Genomic DNA, 22,467 nt, shown 5'->3' on the forward strand with positions numbered 1-22,467 from the left:
TTTCATCTAATAAACGTGCTTCCATAAGCATAAATTCTCGCCTCACTTTCGTATCTAATTTGAGATAGCTGATTTCATCATCTATCTGTTTGGTAAAATCAGTAGTTACAATGTGGTTGTTTACATAATCATAAAAGCTCTTGATGTCTTTAGAAATATCGCCATGCGTACCCTTAGTATTCAACAGCATAGTAGTCGCTTCATCTGTAAGCTCCAACTCCCGATTCTCCAGACAGTGCTTTTTAAAGGTATAGACATAATTACCCTGTTCAAAGAAATCAAAAACACAGATAAAAATGATAAAGGTCGGTGGCAGCAGGTCATAAGGCTGTCCCTTCTGCAGCAAATCAATATCAAGCAGCGCCTGATAATAGCGTGAGCGCTTGGGCAGGACGTAGGTGTCCGTATCGGGATTTTTATTGTTTTTCACCTGCATCTCCAGATTATAATGCGTGTTTTTATCATCCGCTACGATGATATCAAGGCGGATGCCGCGGCTGGTGTACTCAGGCTCAAGCGTCTTTTCTGCCTCCAGATAGTTGATATCCGCAATTTCTATCTGCAGCAGCTCCTCCAGCAGATGCTTGCAGATGCGCTTGCGCGACATAACCTTCTTGAAGATGAAATCGCTTTGGATTGTCAGGTTTGCAAATTTTGTTGCCAGGTCTTGCATGGTTTTTTCTCCTTTCATTTTAACACAGATAAAGTAAAAAATACATAAGCAGCGCAAAAACAAAAAAGAGCAGTACCCTGACGATAAAAAATCGTCAGTTTGTACTACTCTTAGAATGTACCAGATAAAAATAAATGGCCTTGCTTAAGCTTCTGCAGAAAAGATGCATCTGCAGGATATACTGCTTATTTAATTGTCCGCAGGTAAATGAGCTTGATGCTTATGCTTACTTGCGGTTTTCAAGAACTTAGTTTAAGTGTACTTGAAATATGGGGGAATGTCAAGGGAGGGGATGAGGGAGCGTATTGCCAGCAGCCGCTTTTTTGCATGCGCTTTACCTCTGCCAAAAAATCATCCGTTTGGCAACAAACTTTTCACAAAAAATATGTATCACTATTTGTCAATAGCCCATATTTAGTGTATAATAAAGTAGAGAGTATGTGTGCGGACACAGTATCAAATTCAATTTCTACATTTGTACGGAAGAATGTAAAATAAAAAATGGAGGTGTATTTTTTTTGGGTAAATTTCAACATAAGGTCCAGATAATCCCGCTGGGTGGTTTGGGCGAAATTGGTAAAAATATGACGGTATTCCGTTACGGGGATGACATGATCCTGATTGATGCAGGCCTGATGTTCCCTGAAGACGATATGCTCGGCATTGACTTGGTTATTCCCGATATTACATATTTGGTTGAGAATAAAGATAAAATTAAGGGTATCTTTCTGACACATGGTCACGAGGACCATATCGGTGCGCTGCCCTATGTTATGAAACAAATTGATTGTCCCGTTTATGGTACCGCACTTACTCTGGGTATTTTACAAGGCCGCTTGAAGGAAAACGGTGTAGGTAACGAAAACCTGCACGTAGTAAAACCCGGTGACAAGATTAACGCCGGTGCCTTTAAGCTCGATTTCATCCGCGTAAACCACAGCATTCCCGACGCTGTTGCTATCGCGATTACTACTCCTATCGGTGTTATTATCCACACTGGTGACTTCAAAATCGACCACACTCCTGTTGACGGACAGGTTATGGAATTCAATAAATTTGCCGAATACGGCGACCGCGGTGTACTGTGCCTGCTGGCAGACAGCACCAACGCCGAGCGCCCGGGCTTCACTCCCAGCGAAAAAATGGTTGGCCAGACCTTTGACGAGGAGTTCCGCTATGCTAAGCACCGTATTATAGTAGCAACCTTCTCCTCTAACGTACATCGTATCCAGCAGGTTATTGATACTGCTGTGAAGTACGAGCGTAAGGTAGCAGTTATCGGCCGCAGCATGGTGAATGTTGTAAATATCGCTAAGGAGCTGGGTTATCTGAAGGTTCCCGAGGGCGTTTTGATTGATATTGATGAAACTCATAACTATACGCCGGAAAAGGTTGTTATTATCACCACCGGCAGTCAGGGCGAGCCGATGAGCGCGCTCACCCGTATGGCTATGAATGACCATAAAAAGGTTGATATTATGCCCGGTGATACAGTAATTATTTCTGCTACACCGATTCCGGGCAACGAAAAGCTAGTTTCCCGTACTATCGACCATCTGTACAAGCTGGGTGCGGACGTTATCTACGAAAAGAGCAACGGCGTCCACGTTTCCGGCCATGCCAGCCAGGAGGAAATCAAGATGATGCACAATCTGGTGCGTCCGCGTTTCTTCATGCCTGTGCATGGTGAATACCGTCACTTGGTTAAGCATGCTAACCTGGCTAAATCCCTTGGCATGCCGGCAGACCATATTGTTATCGGTGAAAACGGCAGCGTTATCGAGCTGACCAAGAGCAGCATTACCATTAACGGCAAGGTGCCTGCAGGCAAGGTTCTGGTTGACGGCTTGGGTGTCGGTGACGTAGGCAACATCGTACTGCGCGACCGCCGTCAGCTTTCTCAGGACGGTATCATGATTGTTGTTGTAACCATCGACAAGGAATCCTGCCATGTGGTTTCCGGTCCGGATATCGTTTCCCGCGGCTTTGTTTATGTACGCGAGGCCGAGGACCTGATGGATGAAGCACGCGACAAGGTGCAGGCTGCGCTGGACCGCTGCGAGGAAAACAATGTTTCCGAATGGTCGGCAATCAAGTCTACCGTGCGTGATTCTCTGGGACGCTTCCTGTTCGAAAGAACTCGCCGCCGTCCGATGATTCTGCCGATTATCATGGAGATTTGATAGTTTTCAGTGATTAGTTATTAGTGATTAGTTTTTGGTGAGCGGTTGTCAGCAGTCAGCTGATAAAGGATGACTGCCGGCAGCTGCGATTTTAGGAGTTGTCTTATCTTGCGCAAGGAAAGAAGAAGGAAGCAACAGAATAGAAGCTACTCGCGCCCTGTCGGCGTTGTCTGCCTGCTTATGGGTCTGCTGTTTGCTGCCGCGCTTCTTGTGACGGCTGAGGACGGCGTAATGCATTATGCTTATCTGGTGGAGCAGAATCTGCTGGGTAAGGGTATCTTTCTGCTGCCTTTGGCTTTCTTTGCTGCGTCCTTTGCTTTGCTTAAAGGACAATTTGGTGTTTTTAACAAGAGAACATTAATTTTTACTTTGGTGACGCTGTGCCTTACAGGCACAGCTCATCATGTTTTTGTGCCTGTTGGCTCTGAGCTGGAGCCTTCGCTGATAGCGGATGGCGGCGGTCTTATAGGCGGCCTTTTGCTGAAGCTGCTGCGTTCCTTTGCCGGTGATGTAACGGTTTACGTCATTCTGGCCTTAGGCTGGCTGTGGCTGCTGGGTCTGGTGCTGCCGCTGCGCAAATGGTGGGAGCTGTGGCAGGATTACCTGACCTCCGACGAGATTACGCTGGTGCGCCCAGGTGACAAGGTGAGGGAGGAGCGTGTGCATCCGGAGCCTGCGGTGAGAGCTGTGTTCAAGCGCAAGAGTGCCGCGCCTCAACAGCATACCGCTCCTGCGGATAACGTTATCAGCAACTATACCAGCCCCGAATTTGATGCTTTCAACGAGGGCGTGCAGAAGAAAAGTGCTTTCAGAAGCATTTTGGGCTTTACCAAAAACAAGAGCGTTTACGAAAAATCTCCTTTAAAAGAGGAAATAGAGCGTGACCCGGTGCAGCTGCCCGAATGGGAGCAGTCTAAACCCGAGGTCATTGTAAGACCGATTATCAATTATGACGATGATTACGAGCCGGACAGCCGCTTTCTGGATGATGCGGAGCCGCCGGCTGCCGAACCCGAGCCTGAGCTTGAGCCGGAGCGTCCTGCTTCCGTAATCCGCAATACCTATCGCGAGGAGGCTGCAGCGTTTACAGCGCCAGTTAAGGCAGAGCCGCAGCCTGAGCCTGAACCGGAGAAGCCGGCCGTAACGATTTTTGACAGCGCGGATAAAATTGCCGCAGCGGCACCTGCACAGCAGTCCGCAGCAGCATATGAGCCTGAAGCGCAGGCTGCGAGCAGCTATCAGCTGCCCCCGCTGGAGCTTCTGGATACGCCGAAGGCCAGCGACCCGTCCACCTATCAGAAGGACATCATGGACCAATGTGCGGTGCTGGAGCAGACTTTGGCAGACTTCAAGGTGCGCGCCAGAGTTGTTGCCGTAACGCGCGGACCGTCGGTTACGCGCTTTGAGCTGGAGCCTGCGGCAGGCGTGAAGGTAAGCTCGGTGGTGAACCTTGCGGATGATATTGCCCTGCGTCTGGCTGCGCCCGGTGTGCGTATCGAGGCGCCGATTCCCGGCAAATCCGCCATCGGCATAGAAGCGCCGAATACGAAGAACGATCCCGTGTGCTTCCGTGAGGTTGTGGAGGCAGGCAGTGTACGTAATGCCAAGGAGCATCTGTGCATCGGTCTGGGCAAGGATATCAGCGGTGATATTATTTCCGCCGACCTTGCGAAAATGCCGCACCTTCTGGTAGCAGGCTCCACAGGCTCCGGTAAATCGGTGTGCATCAATACGATTATCGCCGGCCTTTTGTACCGTGCTACCCCGGACGAGGTTAAACTGATTCTTGTTGACCCTAAGGTCGTAGAATTGTCTAATTACAACGGTATTCCGCATCTTTTAACACCTGTAGTCACCGAGCCGAAAAAGGCAGCCAGCGCGCTGCACTGGGCGGTAGCGGAAATGGAGCGCCGTTATAAGGCGTTTGCCGACAGCCGTGTGCGTGACATCAAAACCTATAACGCACAGGCCGCCGAAAAGATGCCTTATATCGTAATCATCATCGACGAGTTGTCAGACCTGATGATGGTAGCCAAGGTTGATGTGGAGGATGCCATCCTGCGTCTGGCACAGAAGGCCCGCGCTGCCGGTATCCATCTGATTCTGGCAACTCAGCGTCCGTCCGTAGATGTTATTACAGGCATCGTCAAGGCGAATATTCCTTCACGTATTGCTTTCGCCGTATCCTCGCAGACAGATTCGCGCACCATTATTGATATGGGCGGTGCCGAAAAGCTGCTGGGCAAGGGTGATATGCTCTTTTACCCCATGGGCTACAACAAGCCTGTGCGTGTGCAGGGGGCCTTCGTCAGCGATGATGAGCTGAATAAAATAGTAGATTTCATTATCAAGCAGTCCATTCCTGTAAATTACAGCGAAGAGGTAACAGAGCAGGAGCTGGAATGTGATAATAAAGGCCATAATGCCGAGGATGCAGGCTCCAATGCGCCTGCGGAGGATGAGCTTTTTGAGGATGCCCTGAGCCTTGTGCTGGACATGGGGCAGGCATCAAGCTCCATGCTGCAGCGACGCTTCCGCATAGGCTATACGCGTGCGGCGCGTCTGGTAGATACCATGGAGGAGCTGGGCATTGTCGGTCAATCCGTAGGCAGCAAGCCACGAGAGGTTATAATGTCGCGTAAGGAAGCAGAGGAACGCTTCCTGCGCCGTGAATAAGCGGAGGTGCAGGCGAAATGGATGATAAGGAAAAGACTGTCGGCGCAATTTTGAAAGAAGCAAGACTGGCCAAGGGTATCTCTCTTGCTGATGCCGAAAAGGCTACCAGTATCCGCAGCCGTTATCTGCAGGCTGTAGAAAATGACGAATATGACAAGACTCCGGGCGAGGTTTTCCTGAAGGGAATAATCCGCAACTACGGTAATTATCTGGGACTGAACGGTCCGGAGCTTGTTAATGAATATAAAGCAAGTGCTGCCGGTATGGCAGCAGAGGCTGTACGCAGCCAGGGTATCCGTGAGGTGGAAAAGGTCCGCCTCAACATCCAGCTGAAGGATAAGCGTGATATCGGCAGCGGTACAGGCCGCTTTGAAATGCCGGGTTTGCCGAAACTGCCGATGAAGCAGTGCCTGGCAGGCTTAGCAGCGGTAGCGGTGCTCACGGCAGGCTATTTTGCTATTCCCGCTACGATTAACTATTTTAAAAATATGCCTAAGGAAGAGGCAAAGCAGACCGAGCAGGTTAAGCCTGAAGCTAAAGCACCTGCAGTGCTGGATAAGGTTACCGTTGACCTGGAGGCCGAGGGTGACTGCTGGCTGGAGGCAAGTGCCGACGGCAAGGAGCTTTTTGCCGGCATTCTGCATGCTAAGGAAAGCAAGCATTTCGAGGCTAAGGATAAGCTGATTGTCAAGTATGGCAACATCGGCGTTGTGCGCATTAAGGTGAACGGCGAGGCTGTTGACCTGAAGGGCGAGCATGGCGTTGCTGTCAAGACCTATCTGCGTAACGCTCCCTCACAGCCTGCAGCCGCAGCTAAGGCAGAGGAGGCTGCACAGCAGCCCGAACCAGAAGCCAAGGCCGCACCTGCTGCCGCAGTAGAGGAAGCGCCGCAGCCGGCAGCAGCCGCACCTGCGCCGAAGGCAGAGGAACCGAAGCCGCAGGCTGAGGTTAAGCCGGCTGAGCCGCAGCAGCCACAGGCTGCCGGCGAAGCGAAGGCCGATAAGAAGAAATAATAATTTGTTCAGGAGTTTTTAATGAAACAGTTTTTACCGATTTCCGCTCAGGAAATAGCCGAGCGTGGCTGGGAGCAGCTTGACTTTCTGTTTATCAGCGGCGATGCTTATGTAGACCACCCCTCCTTCGGTCCGGCAGTAATCTGCCGTGTGCTGGAGGCGCAGGGCTACAAGGTAGCTTTGCTGTGCCAGCCGCGTTGGGATAAAGCAGAATATCTGGCAGAGCTGGGCAAGCCGCGACTGGGCGTGCTTATTTCCGGCGGCAACCTTGACTCCATGCTGTGCCGTTATACGGCAGCCAAGAATGAGCGTTCTGTCGACAAATATACCGCAGGCGGCGCGGTGGGACAGCGTCCCGACCATGCTACGGCTGTTTATGCGCAGCTCGTCAAAAAGCTGTGGCCCGATATGCCTGTAATTATCGGCGGCATTGAAGCCAGCCTGCGCCGTTTTGTGCATTTCGACTACTGGGAAAACAAGCTGATGCCTTCTATTCTGGAGGCCAGCGGTGCGGACCTTCTTGTTTACGGCATGGGTGAAAAGCAGGTAGTGGAAATTGCCGATTATCTGGCAGGCGGTGCCAGCGCCGAGGATATGCATTATATCCGCGGTACGGCCTATATGTCCGACACTCTGCCTGACGAGGAATATGTGGAGCTTCCCGACTGGAAGGCTATCAAGGACGACCGCAAGGAATTTGCCAAAGCCTTCAAGCTGCAGAGCAAGGAGCAGGACCCGTTTTATGGCAAAATCGTAGTCCAAAAGGGACAGAAGAAATATATTGTGCAGAATCCGAACATCTTCCCGCTGACGATGGAGGAGATGGACGCTATCTATGATTTGCCCTATATGCGTAAGTGGCATCCGAGCTACGATGCCAAGGGCGGCGTAGCGGCGCTGGAGGAGGTACAGTTCAGCCTTGTCAGCAGCAGAGGCTGCTTCGGCAGCTGTTCCTTCTGCGCTATTCATGCTCATCAGGGACGCATCATTCAGGCGCGCAGCCATGAATCTATTCTGCGCGAAGCTAAAATTCTGACACAGCTTGACGGCTTCAAGGGCTATATCCATGACGTCGGCGGCCCTACGGCTAACTTCCGCCATCCTTCCTGTGCCAAGCAGCTGAAATACGGCGTGTGCAAGGATAGACAGTGCCTGTTCCCCAAGCCGTGTCCCAATATTGATGCCGACCACAGCGATTATATAGCACTGCTGCGCAAGCTGCGCGCTTTACCGGGCGTCAAGAAGGTGTTTATCCGCAGCGGTATCCGTTATGATTATATGCTGGCGGATAAAAAGCAGGATTTCCTGGATGAACTGTGCCGCTATCACATCAGCGGTCTGTTGAAGGTGGCGCCCGAGCATATCGCACCGCAGGTTCTGGCGCGTATGGGCAAGCCCGGCAAGGAAGTTTATCTGAAGTTTATGCGCCTTTATGCGCAAAAAAATAAGGAAATCGGCCTGCCGCAATATCTGGTGCCGTACTTTATTTCCAGCCATCCTGGCTGCACGCTGAACAATGCCATTGAGCTGGCAGAGTTTTTGCGTGACATCAAGCACAATCCGGAGCAGGTGCAGGACTTCATTCCTACTCCCGGCAGTGCGGCGACGGCGATGTATTATTCCGGCATCGACCCGGAAAGCGGCGAAACCGTATTTGTGGCCCGCAATCCGCATGATAAGGCAATGCAGCGTGCGCTGATGCAGTACCGTGCTCCGCGTAACCGCAAGCTGGTGCTGGAGGCACTGCAGAAGGCAGGCCGTATGGACCTTGTGGGCAGCGGACCTAAATGTTTGCTGCATACGGAGCAGGAGCAGCGCGGCGGAGCGCGTGGCGCGAAGCGTGATGCATCTCGCGGACCGAAGCGTAATGCAACCCGCAGTGCTGCGGTCAGTGGAGCGCGTAAGGCAACGCGCAGTACCGCTTCAGGCAGTACCGGTGGAAAAAGGCGTGAGGATAAGCGCCGCAGATAGTAACGGAGGGATGAGATGATCCGTTGTATCTTTTTAGTGCTGATATTGGCCGGAATACTGACGGGAGGCTGTGGTGAGCAGCCTGCTCCTGTACAGAACGCAGGGGCAAAAACCGTTATCCTGTATTCCGAGCTTGATAATAAATTTACTGAAAATCTGGTGGATGCCTTTAACAAGGATAATAAGGCTAAGCTGCAGCTGAAGGCTGTTTACGAGCTGAAGCCCGGCGGGGAGCTGCCGGACGTTGTGCTGGCCGAACAGCGCACGCTTGCCGGCCTGAAGCGTCAGGGACGCCTGAAGCCTGTGGCCTTTGCCGATGGCGACAGACTGCCGCAGAAATTCCGTGACGCAGATTTAAGCTGGTACGGCGTTTTCTATGATCCGATAGTTTTTCTGGTCAACCAGCAGTATGCACGTACTGTCGGTCAGGCCAATATCTGCAGCTGGCAGGATTTGGCAGGAAAAGAGCAGCTGCGCATTGCTCTGGAAAATTTATCCGACAGCAACAGCACGCAAAACTTTTTGGCAGGTCTGGCAGATCGCTTCGGCGAGGATGAATCGCTGGAGTATTTAGGCAATATCAATCGCTTTATCGGGCAATATGCCAAGTTTCCCTTTACACCTGTGCGCATGGCGGCGGTAGGTGATGCGGATGTGGCCATAACAAGACAAAGCTACGTTTTTAAATATCTGGAAAATAAATTTCCCGCTTATGTTGTCTATCCTAAGGAGGGTACGCCGGTAAATCTTTTCTGCGTAGGCCTCTTTAAGAACACTGCCGATGATTTGCAGGGCCTTGCGGTTATGGAATGGCTTTTGACAAGCGAGCAGGTGCAGGCGATAGCGCAGGAAAACGCTACAGGCTACATGTTCATCTTTCCGCGTGGCTTTGACGAGGCTGCTGCCGATGCAGATAAAATCTGGCTTAACAGCAGCTATCTTGAGCCTGATAAGCAGGACGGACTGACGAATAAGTGGCTGAGTAAGGTAAGATTCAGTAAATAGTGATTAGATTATAGTGATTTATGCTCTTGCTTGCTGTCCCGACAGCTTGGGTGAGGGCAGCAGGTTTTGGAGGTAAAGAATGAAAATAGGTATGGTCAGCCTCGGCTGTCCCAAAAATCTGGTAGATTCTGAAGTTATGCTGGGTATTATCAAGGATAAGCAGCTGGAGATTACCAATGATCCCGCAGATGCCGAACTGATTATTGTTAATACCTGCGGTTTTATCGAAAGTGCGAAGGAGGAATCCATCAGCACAATTTTACAAATGGCGCAATACAAGGAGGAGGGCAGCTGCAAGTATCTGATTATGACAGGCTGCCTCGGCCAGCGTTATGCAGACGAGCTTTTCGAAAGCATGCCTGAGGTTGACGCTATCGTCGGCACCGACAGCTTCACCGATATCGGTTGGGTTATCGACCAGGTGCTGGCAGGCAAGCGCGTAAAGCATTTGCAGAAGCTGGAAAGCAAAAATGTGCAGGCTCCGCCCAGAATGCTGACTACGCCTGATTACATGGCGTATCTGAAAATTGCCGAGGGCTGCGACAACTGCTGCTCCTACTGCATTATTCCGCAGCTGCGCGGTCCCTACACCAGCCGTCCTTATGATGAGGTTATGGCAGAGGCAAGAAGCCTTGCTGCTCACGGCACCAAGGAGCTGATTGTCGTGGCGCAGGACACCACCCGCTACGGCGAGGACATCACCGGCAAGCTGCTTTTACCGCAGCTTTTGCGTGATCTCAACGAGCTGGAGGGCATTGAGTGGATTCGCGTTATGTACCTGTATCCCAACAACTTTACGGATGAATTGATTGCAGCCTTCGCCGAATGCGACAAGGTGTGCAAGTATATTGATATTCCTCTGCAGCATGCCAGCGACAGACTGCTCGAAAGTATGAACCGCTATGATACACGCGCGCAGGTAGAGGAGCTTCTTGCCAAGCTGCGTGAGCGTATTCCGGGAATTACTATCCGCACTACCTTTATCGTGGGCTTCCCCGGTGAAACCGACGAGGATTTTGCGGAACTGATGGACTTTGTTGAAAAGCAGCGCTTTGAAAACGCAGGCGTGTTCCAGTATTCCCAAGAGGAGGGCACTGTGGCCGGCGCTATGGAAAACCAGATTGAGCCTGAGGTTAAGGAAAACCGCTATCATGAGCTGATGGCGCTGCAGGCAGGTATTTCCGAAGAAATCCATCAGGAGCGCGAGGATGAGGAGCTGGACGTTATCGTCGAAGGCTTTGATGAAGAAAACCCCGCTCTTGCGGTAGGACGTTCCTATCACGAGGCACCCGATATCGACGGCAACATCTTTATCGAAAATGCCGCCGAGCTGGAGGTAGGCCAGATGGTAAGAGTGCGTATTCTGCAAGGCTTTACCTATGAAATGGTGGCAGAGCTGGTTTAAGAGCGTTGCTGTAAGAGTCAAAATAACCGGTGAGAGGGTGACAGCAGATGAAGGTTGAAATCATTACTACCGGGACGGAGCTGCTGCTGGGTGAAATTTTAAACACCAATGTGCAGTATTTATCCCGCAAGCTGAATAATATAGGCTTTGATGTTTTATATCAAACTACGGTCGGAGATAATCCGGAGCGTATGCGCGCAGTGCTGGAGCAGGCCATGCAGCGCGCCGATATCATCATTACCAGCGGCGGCTTGGGGCCGACGCGCGGTGATATTACCAAGGAGATGGTGATGGAGGTATGTCATACCGAAGGCTATCTCGATTTGGATACATGGGGACGCATAGATGCATATTTTGCCAAGAAGGGACTTTGCCCCTCGCAAAATAACGAAAAGCAGGCGTATGTGCCTATCGGGGCCGAGGTACTGCAGAACGATGTGGGTACCGCTCCCGGACTGTGGCTGGAATATAAGGATAAAATCTTCATTATGCTGCCAGGACCTCCGAGCGAGCTTACGGATGTGTGCGAAAAGCAGCTGCTGCCGCGAATGCTGCAGCGCTTCAGCGAGCACGGCATTATCATGTCGCGCACTCTGCATCTGCGCGGTATCGGCGAATCCATGGTAGCATCCAAGCTCGACGAGCTGATTATGGCGCAGACGAATCCTACGATTGCGCTTTATGCCCGCTACGGTGAAATTCTCATCAGGCTTACAGCGAAGGCTGCCAATGACAAGAAGGCAGCCGTAATGCTCGACGCTATGGAAGCCAAGGTACGCAAGAGCGTTGATAATTATATATACGGTGTGGATGATGCCACTCTGGCGGCCTGCTTAGGGCAGGAGCTGCTGAAGCAGGGCAAAACTATTGCCTTTGCGGAATCCTGCAGCGGCGGTCTTGCCAGCAGCCTGGTTACGGATGTGCCGGGCAGCAGCGAATATCTGCTGGGAAGCATCGTCAGCTACACTAACATGGCTAAGCAGAAGCTGCTTAATGTGCAGGCAGATACGCTGGCCAAATACGGTGCTGTCAGCCGCGAAACCGCCTGCGAAATGGCGTTGGGCGTGCGCAAGCAGCTGGGAAGCGATTACGGTGTGAGCATTACGGGCAACGCCGGACCGGGAGCCAGTGAGGGCAAGCCGGTAGGCCTTGTATATATTGCCGTTGCTACTGACGACGTGGTATATTGTCAGGAGCACCGTTTTATGTCTACAAGAACAGAAAATAAGCTGAGAATAGCTCAGACAGCTATTTCCATGGCTATTGATAAATTATTAGAAGAAAAAAACAATATGGAGGATAAACATTAATGACCATTCAAAAAGAGATGTTCGGCAACTTAGAGCTGGACAAAAAAATTGTAACCGCCCTGACTGACATGGGCTTCGAAGAGCCTTCTCCGATTCAGGCCGCTACTATTCCCCTGGTGCTCGAGGGTAACGACGTTATAGGCCAGGCACAGACCGGTACCGGCAAAACCGCTGCTTTCGGTATTCCTCTGGTGCAGGCAATTACCGACTTCAAGCATATTCAGGCGCTGATTATGACTCCGACCCGTGAGCTGGCTATTCAGGTTGCGGAAGAGGTAGGCAAAATCGGCCGTACACGCCGCGTGCGTGCACTGCCTGTTTACGGCGGCCAGCCGATTGAACGCCAGATCCGTGCGCTGCGCAACAATGTGCAGATTGTTATCGGTACCCCGGGCCGTCTGATTGACCATATCAACCGCGGTACTATCCATCTGGACCATATCAAATTCCTCGTACTGGACGAGGCTGACGAAATGCTGGATATGGGCTTTGTTGATGATATCGAAGAAATTATGCGCAGCCTGCCGGTTGAACGTCAGACTCTGCTGTTCTCCGCAACTATGCCCCGTCCGATTCTGAGCCTGACAAAGAAGTACATGAAGGCGCCGAAGAATGTAACTATTTCCAAGGAAGAGCTGACTGTACCTCTGATTGAGCAATACTATTTCGAAACCAAGGATAAGATTGAAGGCCTGTGCCGTCTGCTGGACGCAGAAATCGACGGCAAGCTGATTATCTTCTGCCGTACTAAAAAAGGTGTTGACGACCTGTCTATCGCACTTTCCAGCCGTGGCTACATGGCTGAGGGCCTGCATGGTGACCTGAGCCAGAACCAGCGTGACCGCGTAATGAAGAAATTCCGCGAGGGTGCTGTTGATGTACTGATTGCTACCGACGTTGCTGCCCGCGGTATCGACGTTGACAACATTACCCACGTTATCAACTTTGATATTCCGCAGGATCCGGAAAGCTACGTTCACCGCATCGGCCGTACCGGCCGTGCAGGCAACACCGGCGTAGCTATGACCTTCATCACTCCGCGTGAGTTCCGTCAGCTGAAGCTGATTGAGCGTACCGTCAAGACTAAAATCCAACGCCGTCAGCTGCCGACCGCTGCTAACGTTATCGAGCGTCAGCGCGACCAGATTATCAGCAAGATGCAGACTGTGCTGGAGCTGAACGCTTACCATGACTATATGCCGATTGCCGAAAGCCTGCTGGATGATTACAGCGCCGAAGAGGTTGCTGCCGCAGCTCTGAAGCTGATGCAGGAGGGCATTAAGGCTCTGGAGGCTCCGCAGGAGGATATCCTCTCTAAGGATCTGCGCAACACCGGCGGCCGTCCCGGCATGGTGCGCCTGTTCATCAACATTGGCCGCAGCCAGAAGATTATGGTTAAGGATATTGTCAGCACAATTGCTATTGAGGCAGACATTCCGGCACGTGATATCGGCCTGATTAATATCTATGATAAGTTCACCTTTGTTGAAGTACCGGAGGATGTAGCCGAAAAGGTTATCGGTGCGATGAACAAGAACTTTATCAAGGGGTATAAGGTTAATATTGAGCCGGCGAAGGCAAGAAGATAATAGGGCGACCGAGTATAATGCGTCATCTGCATCGTCATGGCTCCTAGGAGTACGAATATGTACGCCGTCGTCGCCATTCCTTGCATCTGACGCATTCTCCTCTAGTCGCTGACGCATACATCCCCAATTATTGGAGGTGATTACCCATGGCGAATGAAATTTACGGCAACCTGAAGGGTATCCGTAATTCCGTTATTGAAGAATTAAAAACTTTTTATGATATCCGTCTGGAGGGCGGTCAGCTGCTGACAAGCGAGCTGGCTTTGCGTATGGCGGATGTTACTGATTTTATTAACCGCGAGGTGAGCGTTTACGTTGCGCGCAACGGTCAGGTTCTTGCCGTATCGGTGGGCAATGATCAGAGTGTGGAGCTGCCTCCAGTTGAGGGCAGACGCGGTGCCAGCCGTCTTAGCGGTGTTCGCTGCGTGCATACTCATCCCAACGGCAATCCGCTGCTCAGTGGTGTGGATATTTCCGCACTGAAGAATAACCGCTTTGATGCGATGATTGCTGTCGGCGTTACTTCGCCGGATATCAGCCAGTCGCAGATGAGCTTCGGCATGATTACCGGTATTGACGATAACGAGCAATATCAGGTGGAATGCTACGGACCGCTGACGCTGCAGGAGGCGGAGGGAGTGTTCTTCCCAAATCTGGCGGCGATGGTGGAGCGTATCCTTGATAAGCAGACGGGCAGTGCCAGTCTGGCGCAGGGAACAGAGCGGGCGATTATCGTGGGCATGGAATACGGTGCCCCCAACAGCAGCGGCTGGACGGCCGAGGATTCTTTGGAGGAGCTGAAGCAGCTGGCAGATACTGCCGGTGCGGAGGTTGTGGCACGCTTCCTGCAGAAGCGCCCCAAGCCGGACCCGGCGTTCTTTATCGGCCGCGGCAAGGTGCAGGAGCTGGCGCTATATGTGCAGCAGGAGAACGTAGACCTGTGCATTTTTGACGATGAGCTTTCGCCGGCACAGCAGCGTAACATTGAGCAGTCAATGGGTGTGCGTGTGCTTGACCGCACGGCGCTGATTCTTGATATTTTCGCTCAGCGTGCGCATACTAATGAAGGCAAGCTGCAGGTTGAGCTGGCGCAGCTGCAATATACGTTGCCGCGCATTATGGGCAAGGGCCTGGCGCTGTCGCGTCTTGGCGGTGGCATCGGTACCCGCGGTCCCGGCGAAACTAAGCTGGAGGTTGACCGCCGTCGCATCCGCGACCGCATTGCCTATATCAAGGAATGCATCGGCAAGGTTAAGAGTGTGCGCACTCTGCACAGGGCCGGACGTGCGAAGGCAAGTGTGCCTACGGTAAGCCTTGTTGGCTATACCAACGCCGGCAAATCAACACTTTTAAATACGCTGACTAATTCTGATATCTACGCGCAGGACCAGCTTTTCGCAACGTTGGACCCGACTACGCGCCAGTTAGACCTGCCGAATAAGCAGCAGGCTATTTTGACGGATACTGTCGGCTTTATCCAACGCCTGCCGCATCAGCTGGTTGCAGCCTTCCAGTCTACGCTGGAGGAGGTTGTGCAGTCCGACGTGCTGCTGCACGTTATTGATGTCAGCCACGAGCTGTATAAGGAGCAGGCTGCTGCTGTTTATCAGGTTCTGGATGAGCTGGGTGCCAAGGATAAAACGATTATCACGGTTTATAACAAAATTGATAAGCTGCCGCCGGATTCCGGTCTGGCAGAGCGTTTGGCCAAGGAAGAAAACAGCATCTGCATTTCCGCAAAGGGACGTTATAATCTTGACGGCCTGCTGGCGCTGATTGCAGAAAACCTGAAGCTGAAGGCGGTAGAGGAGAGCTTCCTCGTGCCTTACAGCGATTCCGCTGCGGTAGGACGCTTGCATGATGCAGGCACGGTACTGGAGCAGGAATATCTGGCGGAGGGCACACTGCTGAAGGTGCGTCTGGACGCGGAGCAGGTGCAGCAGTTTGCCAAGTATCTTGCTGCAGATGCCAAGGCTTAGGATGAATTGGCGCAATGCCAAAAAATATAAAAATATCAGGTGAGAATTTTGGTTGATTACAATGCATTAGAGCAGGCAGCCTTAGCTGAGGTTGCTAAACATACCGCAGAGCTGGAAGCAGCAGCTTTGTACAATACTGAAAAGGTTATTGCGGCCTTCCGTAATAACATGGTTTCCGACTACTACTTGAAGCCTACTACAGGCTATGGCTACAGTGATGTGGGCCGCGATACTCTGGATTTGATCTATGCCGAGCTGTTCAAGACTGAGGCAGCATTGGTACGTTCTCAGTTCGTCAGCGGCACTCATGCGCTGGCAGTTGCTCTGCTGGGCAACCTGCGCGCAGGCGATGAGCTGATTGCCGTAACCGGTGCTCCTTATGACACTATGCAGACTATTATCGGCTCTCCGGTTAAAACTCCCGGCTCTTTGGTTGACTTGGGCGTAACTTACAAGGAGCTGCCGATGACCGGCGATCATGTTGACCTGGAGGCTGTAAAAAATGCTGTTACCTCCAAGACTACGATGATTCATATTCAACGCTCCTGCGGCTACAGCAGCGAACGTAAGACTATTGACGTTGCTGAAATCGGCCGTATCTGCAGTGCTGCAAAGGAAGCTAATCCGAATGTTATCTGCTTTGTTGATAACTGCTACGGCGAGTTTATCGAAAAGCAGGAGCCTACCGAGGTTGGCGCTGACTTGATGGCAGGCTCTCTGATTAAGAATCTGGGCGGCGGCTTGGCTCCGACCGGCGGTTATATTGTCGGCCGTGCGGATTTGGTAGAGAACGCTTCCTACCGTCTGACCGCTCCCGGTCTGGGCGGCGAGATGGGCGCAACCTTGGGTGACACTGCTCGCGAGTTCTATCAGGGACTTTTCCTGGCTCCGCATATCGTGGTGCAGGCTGTTAAGACTGCTGTTTTTGCGGCTGCTGTTTTCAAGGGCCTTGGCTATGCTGTTAAGCCGTTGCCGGAGGAACGCCGCAGCGATATTATTCAGGCTATTACCTTGGAAAGCAAGCAGCGTCTGTGCGATTTCTGCGTTGCTATTCAGGGCAATTCTCCTGTTGATGCGCACGTTGAGCCGGTTCCGAGTCCGCTGCCGGGTTATCAGGATGAGATTATTATGGCTGCGGGTACCTTTGTACAGGGCGCTTCTATTGAGCTGAGCGCTGATGGTCCGTGCCGTGAGCCGTTTAATGTTTTCTTCCAGGGCGGTTTGACTTTTGAGCATGGTCGTTTGGCGATTATGGCGGCGGCTAAGCGTGTTGGGCCTAAAGAGGCGTAAATAAGTTAAAGATTCGTAATTAAATCTCATTCCGTTCAAAAGAATTGCGGGCGCTCGTTTCGTGTGGAACCAAGACGAAGTGCCGAAAAACTCGCGCTAAGCTAAAAAATTATGCAATATTAGCTTGCATAGCGCTCAGACAGTTTCGGCCCTTCGGTGGTTCCAAACACTTACTCGCTGCAATTATTATTTCTCTGCATGAGATGTTAATTACTCAATGTAGCTTGCTCTTAGCTTTGCAATAAGAGTTCAGTTACTCAATGTAGTTTGCTCTTAGCTTTGCAATAAAATTTCAGTTACTCAATTTAGTCTGGCATCGAATTGACGTCAATTTTGATGGCGGAGTTGTTTAAGGATGATTTATATGAATAACATGGCAGTATGTAATTATATAGTGGGCGTGCTGGGCGCGGTTATCGGCGGTCTGATTATGCAGGCGGCTGTAGCTTTTCCGCTGGAGTTTACGGAGAACGGCCCCGGTCCGGGCTTCTGGCCTTTTACGCTGGGTGCAGTGCTGGGCGCTGTTTCGGTTTTGCTGCTGCTTTATACCTTTGTCAATAAAGCTGATTTACATGGCGTGAAGGTGCAGCTTTCTTCGACAGGCAACAAGCGCGTTTATTTAATGATGGGTTTTGTCGTTTTGTTCTGTGCGCTCATCAGCATTCTTGGCTTTTATCCGGCAGCGGCAATTATGATTCCGGCTGTTATGCGTCTTATGGATTATCGCAATTATAAGGTAATCGGCCTGACAACGGTGCTGTGTCTGCTGTTTATTTATCTTGTTTTCGGCATACTGCTGCATACGCAGATGCCGCAATCTGTATTCATGGAGTAGGAGGTCATACTGATGGTTGATATAATGAGCGCATTAAATATGATTTTCGTCCCCATGAATCTGCTGGGACTTTTCTTCGGCGTGCTGGTGGGCATTGCCTTCGGCTGCATGCCGGGCCTGAGTGTTAACATGGGCCTGGCGCTGCTGTTTCCGCTGGCCTTTACGTTCCATGGTATCGGCGGCATTCTGATGCTGCTGGGCATTTACTGCGGTGCGATTTACGGCGGCAGTATTTCGGCAATCCTGTTGAAAACTCCGGGTACGCCTGCTTCCGTAGCGACTACTCTGGACGGCTATCCGATGGCGACGAAGCTGGGGCAGCCCGGACGTGCTCTCGGTCTTTCCACTTTGGCCAGCACCTTCGGCGGTATTTTCAGTACCATCTGCCTGATTTTGCTGGCACCGCAGCTGGCGAAGGTTGCACTGCAGTTTTCCAAGCCGGAATATTTTGCTCTGGCTATTTTCGGCCTCAGCATTATTACGAGTGTTTCCTCCGGCAGTGTTATCAAGGGTATTATGGGCGGCCTCATCGGCCTGTTCCTGGCAACAGTCGGCATTGACGGTATGAGCGGCGCTATCCGCTTCACCCTGGATACCAACTATTTTATGGGCGGCGTATCCTTTATCCCTGTGCTTATCGGCGTGTTCGCCTTTGCGCAGGTGTTGAGCAGTATTGAGGATTATTATCACAATGAACGCAAGGAGCAGCATATGATGCTTGACCGTCTGCTGCCTTCGTTTGATGATATCAAGAGAGTGTTCAGCACGCTTTTGCGTTCCTCCTTCATCGGTACCTTCATCGGCTGTGTGCCCGGTACTGGCGGCGATATTGCTTCTTTTGTATCTTATGATCAGGCGAAACGCTGGTCTAAGCACAGCAAGAACTTCGGCAACGGTGAACCCGAGGGCATTGTAGCCTCCGAGGCAGGCAACAACGCTGTATCCGGCGGTGCCTTCATTCCCGTGCTGACGCTGGGTATCCCCGGCGACGGCGCAACGGCAATCATGATGGGCGCGCTGATGGTTCAGGGTCTGCAGCCCGGTCCCTTGCTCTTTGTGGAGAAGGCGCCTGATGTTTACGCTATCTTCATCGGTCTGCTTTTAGCTAATGTGATTATGGGTATCATGGGCTTTTCGTTAATCAGACTTTTTATGAAGGTTGTTAACGTGCCTGTGCATATTCTGCTGCCGATTATCGTGATGATGACCTTCGTGGGAACTTATTCCTACAATAATTCGCTGAACGATGTTTATCTGATGGTGGCAAGCGGTTTCCTGGGTTATTTTATGAATAAGCTGGGCTTTTCCATGTCGGCGATTATCATCGGCATTATCCTCGGCGGTATGGCAGAGCAGAACTTTGTCGGCTCGCTGATTATGAGTGACGGCAGCTTTGCTATTTTCTTCCAGCGCCCGCTGTGCCTGTTCTTCCTGGTGGCAGCTCTTTTATCACTGCTTTCGCCGCTTTTCAGCAAGCTGTTCAAAAGAAGTTAAATTTTACTTGACAAACTCCCTGCGTTTGGCTAAACTAAGCATATAAAGGGAGTAGCTTGCACGCATGGCGTGTTCACTCTGTCGTCAGTACGATTGCTTCGGCAATCCGGCTTTGTGACTAAGTAGCGAGACTTTGTTGTAATTTTATTGCAGCAATGTCTCGCTTTTTTGTTTTTAGGGACGGCTGCAAATCAAGGAGGAAGAAAATGGAAATAGCTTTACAGTTTGTTTTGTTGGCCTTAGGTTTTGTGATGCTAGGCAAGGGTGCGGATTGGTTTGTAGAGGGTGCAGCAGGTATTGCCATGCGCTTCGGCATTCCGCAGCTGGTAATCGGCCTTACTATCGTGGCGATGGGCACGAGCGCACCGGAGGCAGCGGTAAGTATCGCTGCTGCAGTTAAGGGTAATGCGGATATTACTATCGGTAATATCGTCGGCAGTAATATTCTTAACATACTTGTTATTTTAGGCCTTGCGGCTTCTATTGTGCCGATTGCGGTAGCGCGTTCTACCGTACGCATCGAAATCCCCTTCATGATCGGTGTTACCGCACTGCTGTTTTATCAGGGACGCGACGGCAGCATCAGTCTGGCTGACGGCGGTGTGCTCATGGTAGCCTTTGCCGCATATATGATGTATCTGTACACCATGGCGATGAAGAGCAATGTCGACAGTGATCTGGAAGAGCCCGGTTTGCCGCTGGGACGCTGCCTTTTGGGTGCAGTTGGCGGCTTGGCGCTGATTATTGCGGGCAGTAATGTTACCGTAGGTGCAGCAACCTCTATTGCAACCTATGCAGGACTCAGCGAGCGCTTTATCGGCCTGACGATTGTGGCTTTGGGCACCTCGTTGCCGGAGCTGTTCACCTCTGTAGCGGCGGCACGCCGCGGTAACGCAGATATTGCCATCGGTAATATCGTCGGCAGCAACATTTTCAATATCCTTTTCGTAGTAGGCTTGTCCTCGCTGATTATCGACATTCCCTTCGCATCTGCCTTCAACTTTGATACCTATGTAGCGCTTGGTGCGGCAGTGCTTCTGTGGCTGTGCGTGCTGCGTACTCAGCGCCTGCAGCGCTGGGCCGGTGCGCTGATGCTGGTGTGCTATGCGGCGTATCTGCTGTATATTCTGTAATCACAGTCCTATAATGTAAAAAATTTAACATTTACCCTTCGCAAGCAGTAAAAATCTCTTGCCTGCTTGCGGAATTTATGGTAAAATATTTTGGTGTAAAAATAACACACGCAGGAAAATTCATCTGTTGCTACGTTTTGCCGCGTAGAGAAGAATTATAACCCATTCCTGCGGAGGAAAAAACAGGAGGAAACAAAAAATGGCTATTATCTCTATGAAACAATTACTTGAAGCTGGTGTACACTTTGGTCACCAAACCCGTCGTTGGAACCCTAAAATGGCTCCGTACATCTTCACCGAGCGTAACGGTATCTACATCATCGACCTGCAAAAAACCGTAAAAAAGGTTGACGAAGCTTACAACTTCATCCGTGAGGTTGCTGCTGCTGGCGAAAACATTCTGTTCGTTGGTACCAAAAAACAAGCTCAAGAAGCTATGAAAGAAGAAGCTACCCGCTGCAACATGTTCTTCGTTAACGAGCGTTGGCTGGGCGGCATGCTGACCAACTTCAAAACCATCCAAACCCGTATTGCACGTCTGCGCAAACTGGAAGCTATGGAAGCTGACGGCACCTTCGACCTGCTGCCGAAGAAAGAAGTTATCGGCCTGAAACATGAAATGGAAAAACTGACCAAATACTTGGGCGGTATCAAAGACATGAAAAAACTGCCGGGCGCTATGTTCATCGTTGACCCCCGCAAAGAGCACATCGCTGTTCTGGAAGCTCACAAACTGAACATTCCTATCGTTGCAACCGTTGACACCAACTGCGATCCGGACGAAATCGATCATGTAATCCCTGCAAACGACGACGCTATCCGCGCTGTAAAACTGCTGACTGCTAAAATGGCTGACGCTGTTCTGGAAGGCCGTCAAGGTATGCAAACCGAAGAAGCTGCTGCTGAAGAAGCTCCGGCAACTGAAGAAGCTGAATAATCCTAACGTTAATATATTACATTTTGAGGAGGAATAACTGATGGCTCAAATTACTGCTGCATTAGTTAAAGAACTGCGCGAGCGTACTGGCGCTGGCATGATGGACTGCAAAAAAGCACTGACCGCTGTAGAAGGCGATATGGACAAAGCAATCGACTTCCTGCGTGAAAAAGGTCTGGCTGCTGCTGCTAAAAAAGCCGGCCGCATCGCTGCTGAAGGCGTTGTTGGCTCTTTCGTAAGCGCTGACGGCAAGATCGGTGCAATCGTAGAAGTTAACTGCGAAACCGACTTTGTTGCTAAAACCGACGGCTTCAAAGAACTCGTTGAAAAAATTGCTGCTCATATCGTAGCTACCAAACCGGCTGACGTAGAAGCTCTGCTGGCTTCCGAGCTGGACGGCCAAACCGTTGAAGCTCTGGTAACCGCTAGCGTTGCTAAGATCGGCGAAAAGATTTCCGTTCGTCGTTTCGCTCTGTACGAAGCTCCGGAAGGCGTTGTTGCTGCTTACATCCATGGCGGCGGCAAAATCGGCGTTGTTGTTGAATTAAAAGGCGGCAATGCTGAACTGGGTAAAGACGTTGCAATGCATGTTGCTGCTGCTAACCCGAGCTACCTGGAACGCTCTCAAGTACCGGCTGCTGAGCTGGAACACGAGAAAGAAGTTCTGTCCGAGCAAGCTAAAAACGAAGGCAAACCGGAAAAAATCATCGAGAAGATGGTTATGGGCCGTATCAACAAATACTACAAAGAAGTATGCCTGGTTGACCAAGAGTTCGTTAAAGATCCGGACCAAACTGTTGGTAAACTGGTAAAAGCTGCAGGTGCTGAAGTTCTGGCATTCTCCCGTTTCCAACTGGGTGAAGGCATCGAAAAGAAACAAGAGGACTTCGCTGCAGAGGTTATGTCTCAAATTAAATAAGGTTCTATAATAAGTGTTGGGGTATTGACTTGGATTAAGTCAATACCCCAACACT

16 protein-coding genes are annotated in these 22,467 nt (G+C 51.0%); 15 read left to right on the forward strand and 1 reads right to left on the reverse strand.

The window, feature by feature from the left end; all coding sequences use genetic code 11:
• The coding region (locus Q7Q81_RS10165; protein ID WP_304275851.1) for an Rpn family recombination-promoting nuclease/putative transposase at positions 1 to 673 on the reverse strand (673 nt) is incomplete at its 3' end.
• Between the two features lie 518 nt (positions 674 to 1,191).
• Between Q7Q81_RS10165 and Q7Q81_RS10170 the strand changes: the two genes are divergently transcribed.
• From Q7Q81_RS10170 to tsf, 15 genes are all read left to right on the forward strand, one after another.
• Complete coding sequence (locus Q7Q81_RS10170) at positions 1,192 to 2,856, forward strand: ribonuclease J (protein WP_304275854.1); 1,665 nt, start codon at positions 1,192 to 1,194, stop codon at positions 2,854 to 2,856.
• 108 nt (positions 2,857 to 2,964) lie between these two features.
• Positions 2,965 to 5,532, forward strand: a complete 2,568-nt coding sequence (locus Q7Q81_RS10175) for a DNA translocase FtsK (RefSeq protein WP_304275857.1) — start codon at positions 2,965 to 2,967, stop codon at positions 5,530 to 5,532.
• 17 nt (positions 5,533 to 5,549) lie between these two features.
• Positions 5,550 to 6,545, forward strand: a complete 996-nt coding sequence (locus Q7Q81_RS10180) for a helix-turn-helix domain-containing protein (protein ID WP_304275860.1) — start codon at positions 5,550 to 5,552, stop codon at positions 6,543 to 6,545.
• 21 nt (positions 6,546 to 6,566) lie between these two features.
• Positions 6,567 to 8,516 (forward strand): YgiQ family radical SAM protein, encoded by a 1,950-nt coding sequence (locus tag Q7Q81_RS10185; protein WP_304275862.1) that lies wholly within the window; start codon positions 6,567 to 6,569, stop codon positions 8,514 to 8,516.
• Between the two features lie 15 nt (positions 8,517 to 8,531).
• Positions 8,532 to 9,521, forward strand: coding sequence for an ABC transporter substrate-binding protein (locus Q7Q81_RS10190; protein WP_304275864.1), 990 nt, complete (start codon positions 8,532 to 8,534; stop codon positions 9,519 to 9,521).
• A 79-nt stretch (positions 9,522 to 9,600) separates the two neighbouring features.
• Entirely contained in the window at positions 9,601 to 10,926 is a 1,326-nt protein-coding gene (gene rimO, locus Q7Q81_RS10195; protein WP_304275867.1) for a 30S ribosomal protein S12 methylthiotransferase RimO, read from the forward strand.
• Positions 10,927 to 10,973: 47 nt separating this feature from the next.
• Entirely contained in the window at positions 10,974 to 12,236 is a 1,263-nt protein-coding gene (locus tag Q7Q81_RS10200) for a competence/damage-inducible protein A (protein ID WP_304275869.1), read from the forward strand.
• A complete protein-coding gene (locus tag Q7Q81_RS10205) occupies positions 12,236 to 13,825 on the forward strand; it encodes a DEAD/DEAH box helicase (RefSeq protein ID WP_304097316.1) in 1,590 nt (529 codons plus the stop codon). The genes Q7Q81_RS10200 and Q7Q81_RS10205 overlap by 1 nt, the downstream gene beginning before the upstream one ends.
• Before the next feature lie 146 nt (positions 13,826 to 13,971).
• The gene (hflX, locus tag Q7Q81_RS10210) at positions 13,972 to 15,804 is read left to right on the forward strand and encodes a GTPase HflX (RefSeq protein ID WP_304275872.1); all 1,833 of its coding nucleotides are present in this window, start codon (positions 13,972 to 13,974) and stop codon (positions 15,802 to 15,804) included.
• Positions 15,805 to 15,843: 39 nt separating this feature from the next.
• Entirely contained in the window at positions 15,844 to 17,094 is a 1,251-nt protein-coding gene (locus tag Q7Q81_RS10215) for an aminotransferase class I/II-fold pyridoxal phosphate-dependent enzyme (protein WP_246869362.1), read from the forward strand.
• A 364-nt stretch (positions 17,095 to 17,458) separates the two neighbouring features.
• Positions 17,459 to 17,929, forward strand: coding sequence for a tripartite tricarboxylate transporter TctB family protein (locus tag Q7Q81_RS10220; protein WP_304275874.1), 471 nt, complete (start codon positions 17,459 to 17,461; stop codon positions 17,927 to 17,929).
• Between the two features lie 12 nt (positions 17,930 to 17,941).
• Positions 17,942 to 19,423: a tripartite tricarboxylate transporter permease gene (locus Q7Q81_RS10225; RefSeq protein ID WP_304275876.1), complete on the forward strand. Its 1,482-nt coding sequence runs from the start codon at positions 17,942 to 17,944 to the stop codon at positions 19,421 to 19,423.
• A gap of 206 nt (positions 19,424 to 19,629) precedes the next feature.
• Positions 19,630 to 20,556 carry a calcium/sodium antiporter gene (locus tag Q7Q81_RS10230; RefSeq protein WP_304275880.1) on the forward strand — a complete coding sequence of 309 codons (927 nt, stop codon included), beginning with the start codon at positions 19,630 to 19,632 and terminating at the stop codon, positions 20,554 to 20,556.
• A gap of 199 nt (positions 20,557 to 20,755) precedes the next feature.
• Complete coding sequence (gene rpsB, locus Q7Q81_RS10235) at positions 20,756 to 21,493, forward strand: 30S ribosomal protein S2 (protein ID WP_021721143.1); 738 nt, start codon at positions 20,756 to 20,758, stop codon at positions 21,491 to 21,493.
• A gap of 40 nt (positions 21,494 to 21,533) precedes the next feature.
• Positions 21,534 to 22,412 (forward strand): translation elongation factor Ts, encoded by an 879-nt coding sequence (gene tsf, locus Q7Q81_RS10240; RefSeq protein ID WP_009145084.1) that lies wholly within the window; start codon positions 21,534 to 21,536, stop codon positions 22,410 to 22,412.
• The last annotated feature ends 55 nt before the right edge of the window (positions 22,413 to 22,467 follow it).

The sequence above is a fragment of the Phascolarctobacterium succinatutens genome (genome assembly GCF_958453765.1).
In the GTDB taxonomy this organism is placed as follows: Bacteria; Bacillota; Negativicutes; order Acidaminococcales; family Acidaminococcaceae; genus Phascolarctobacterium_A; species Phascolarctobacterium_A succinatutens_B.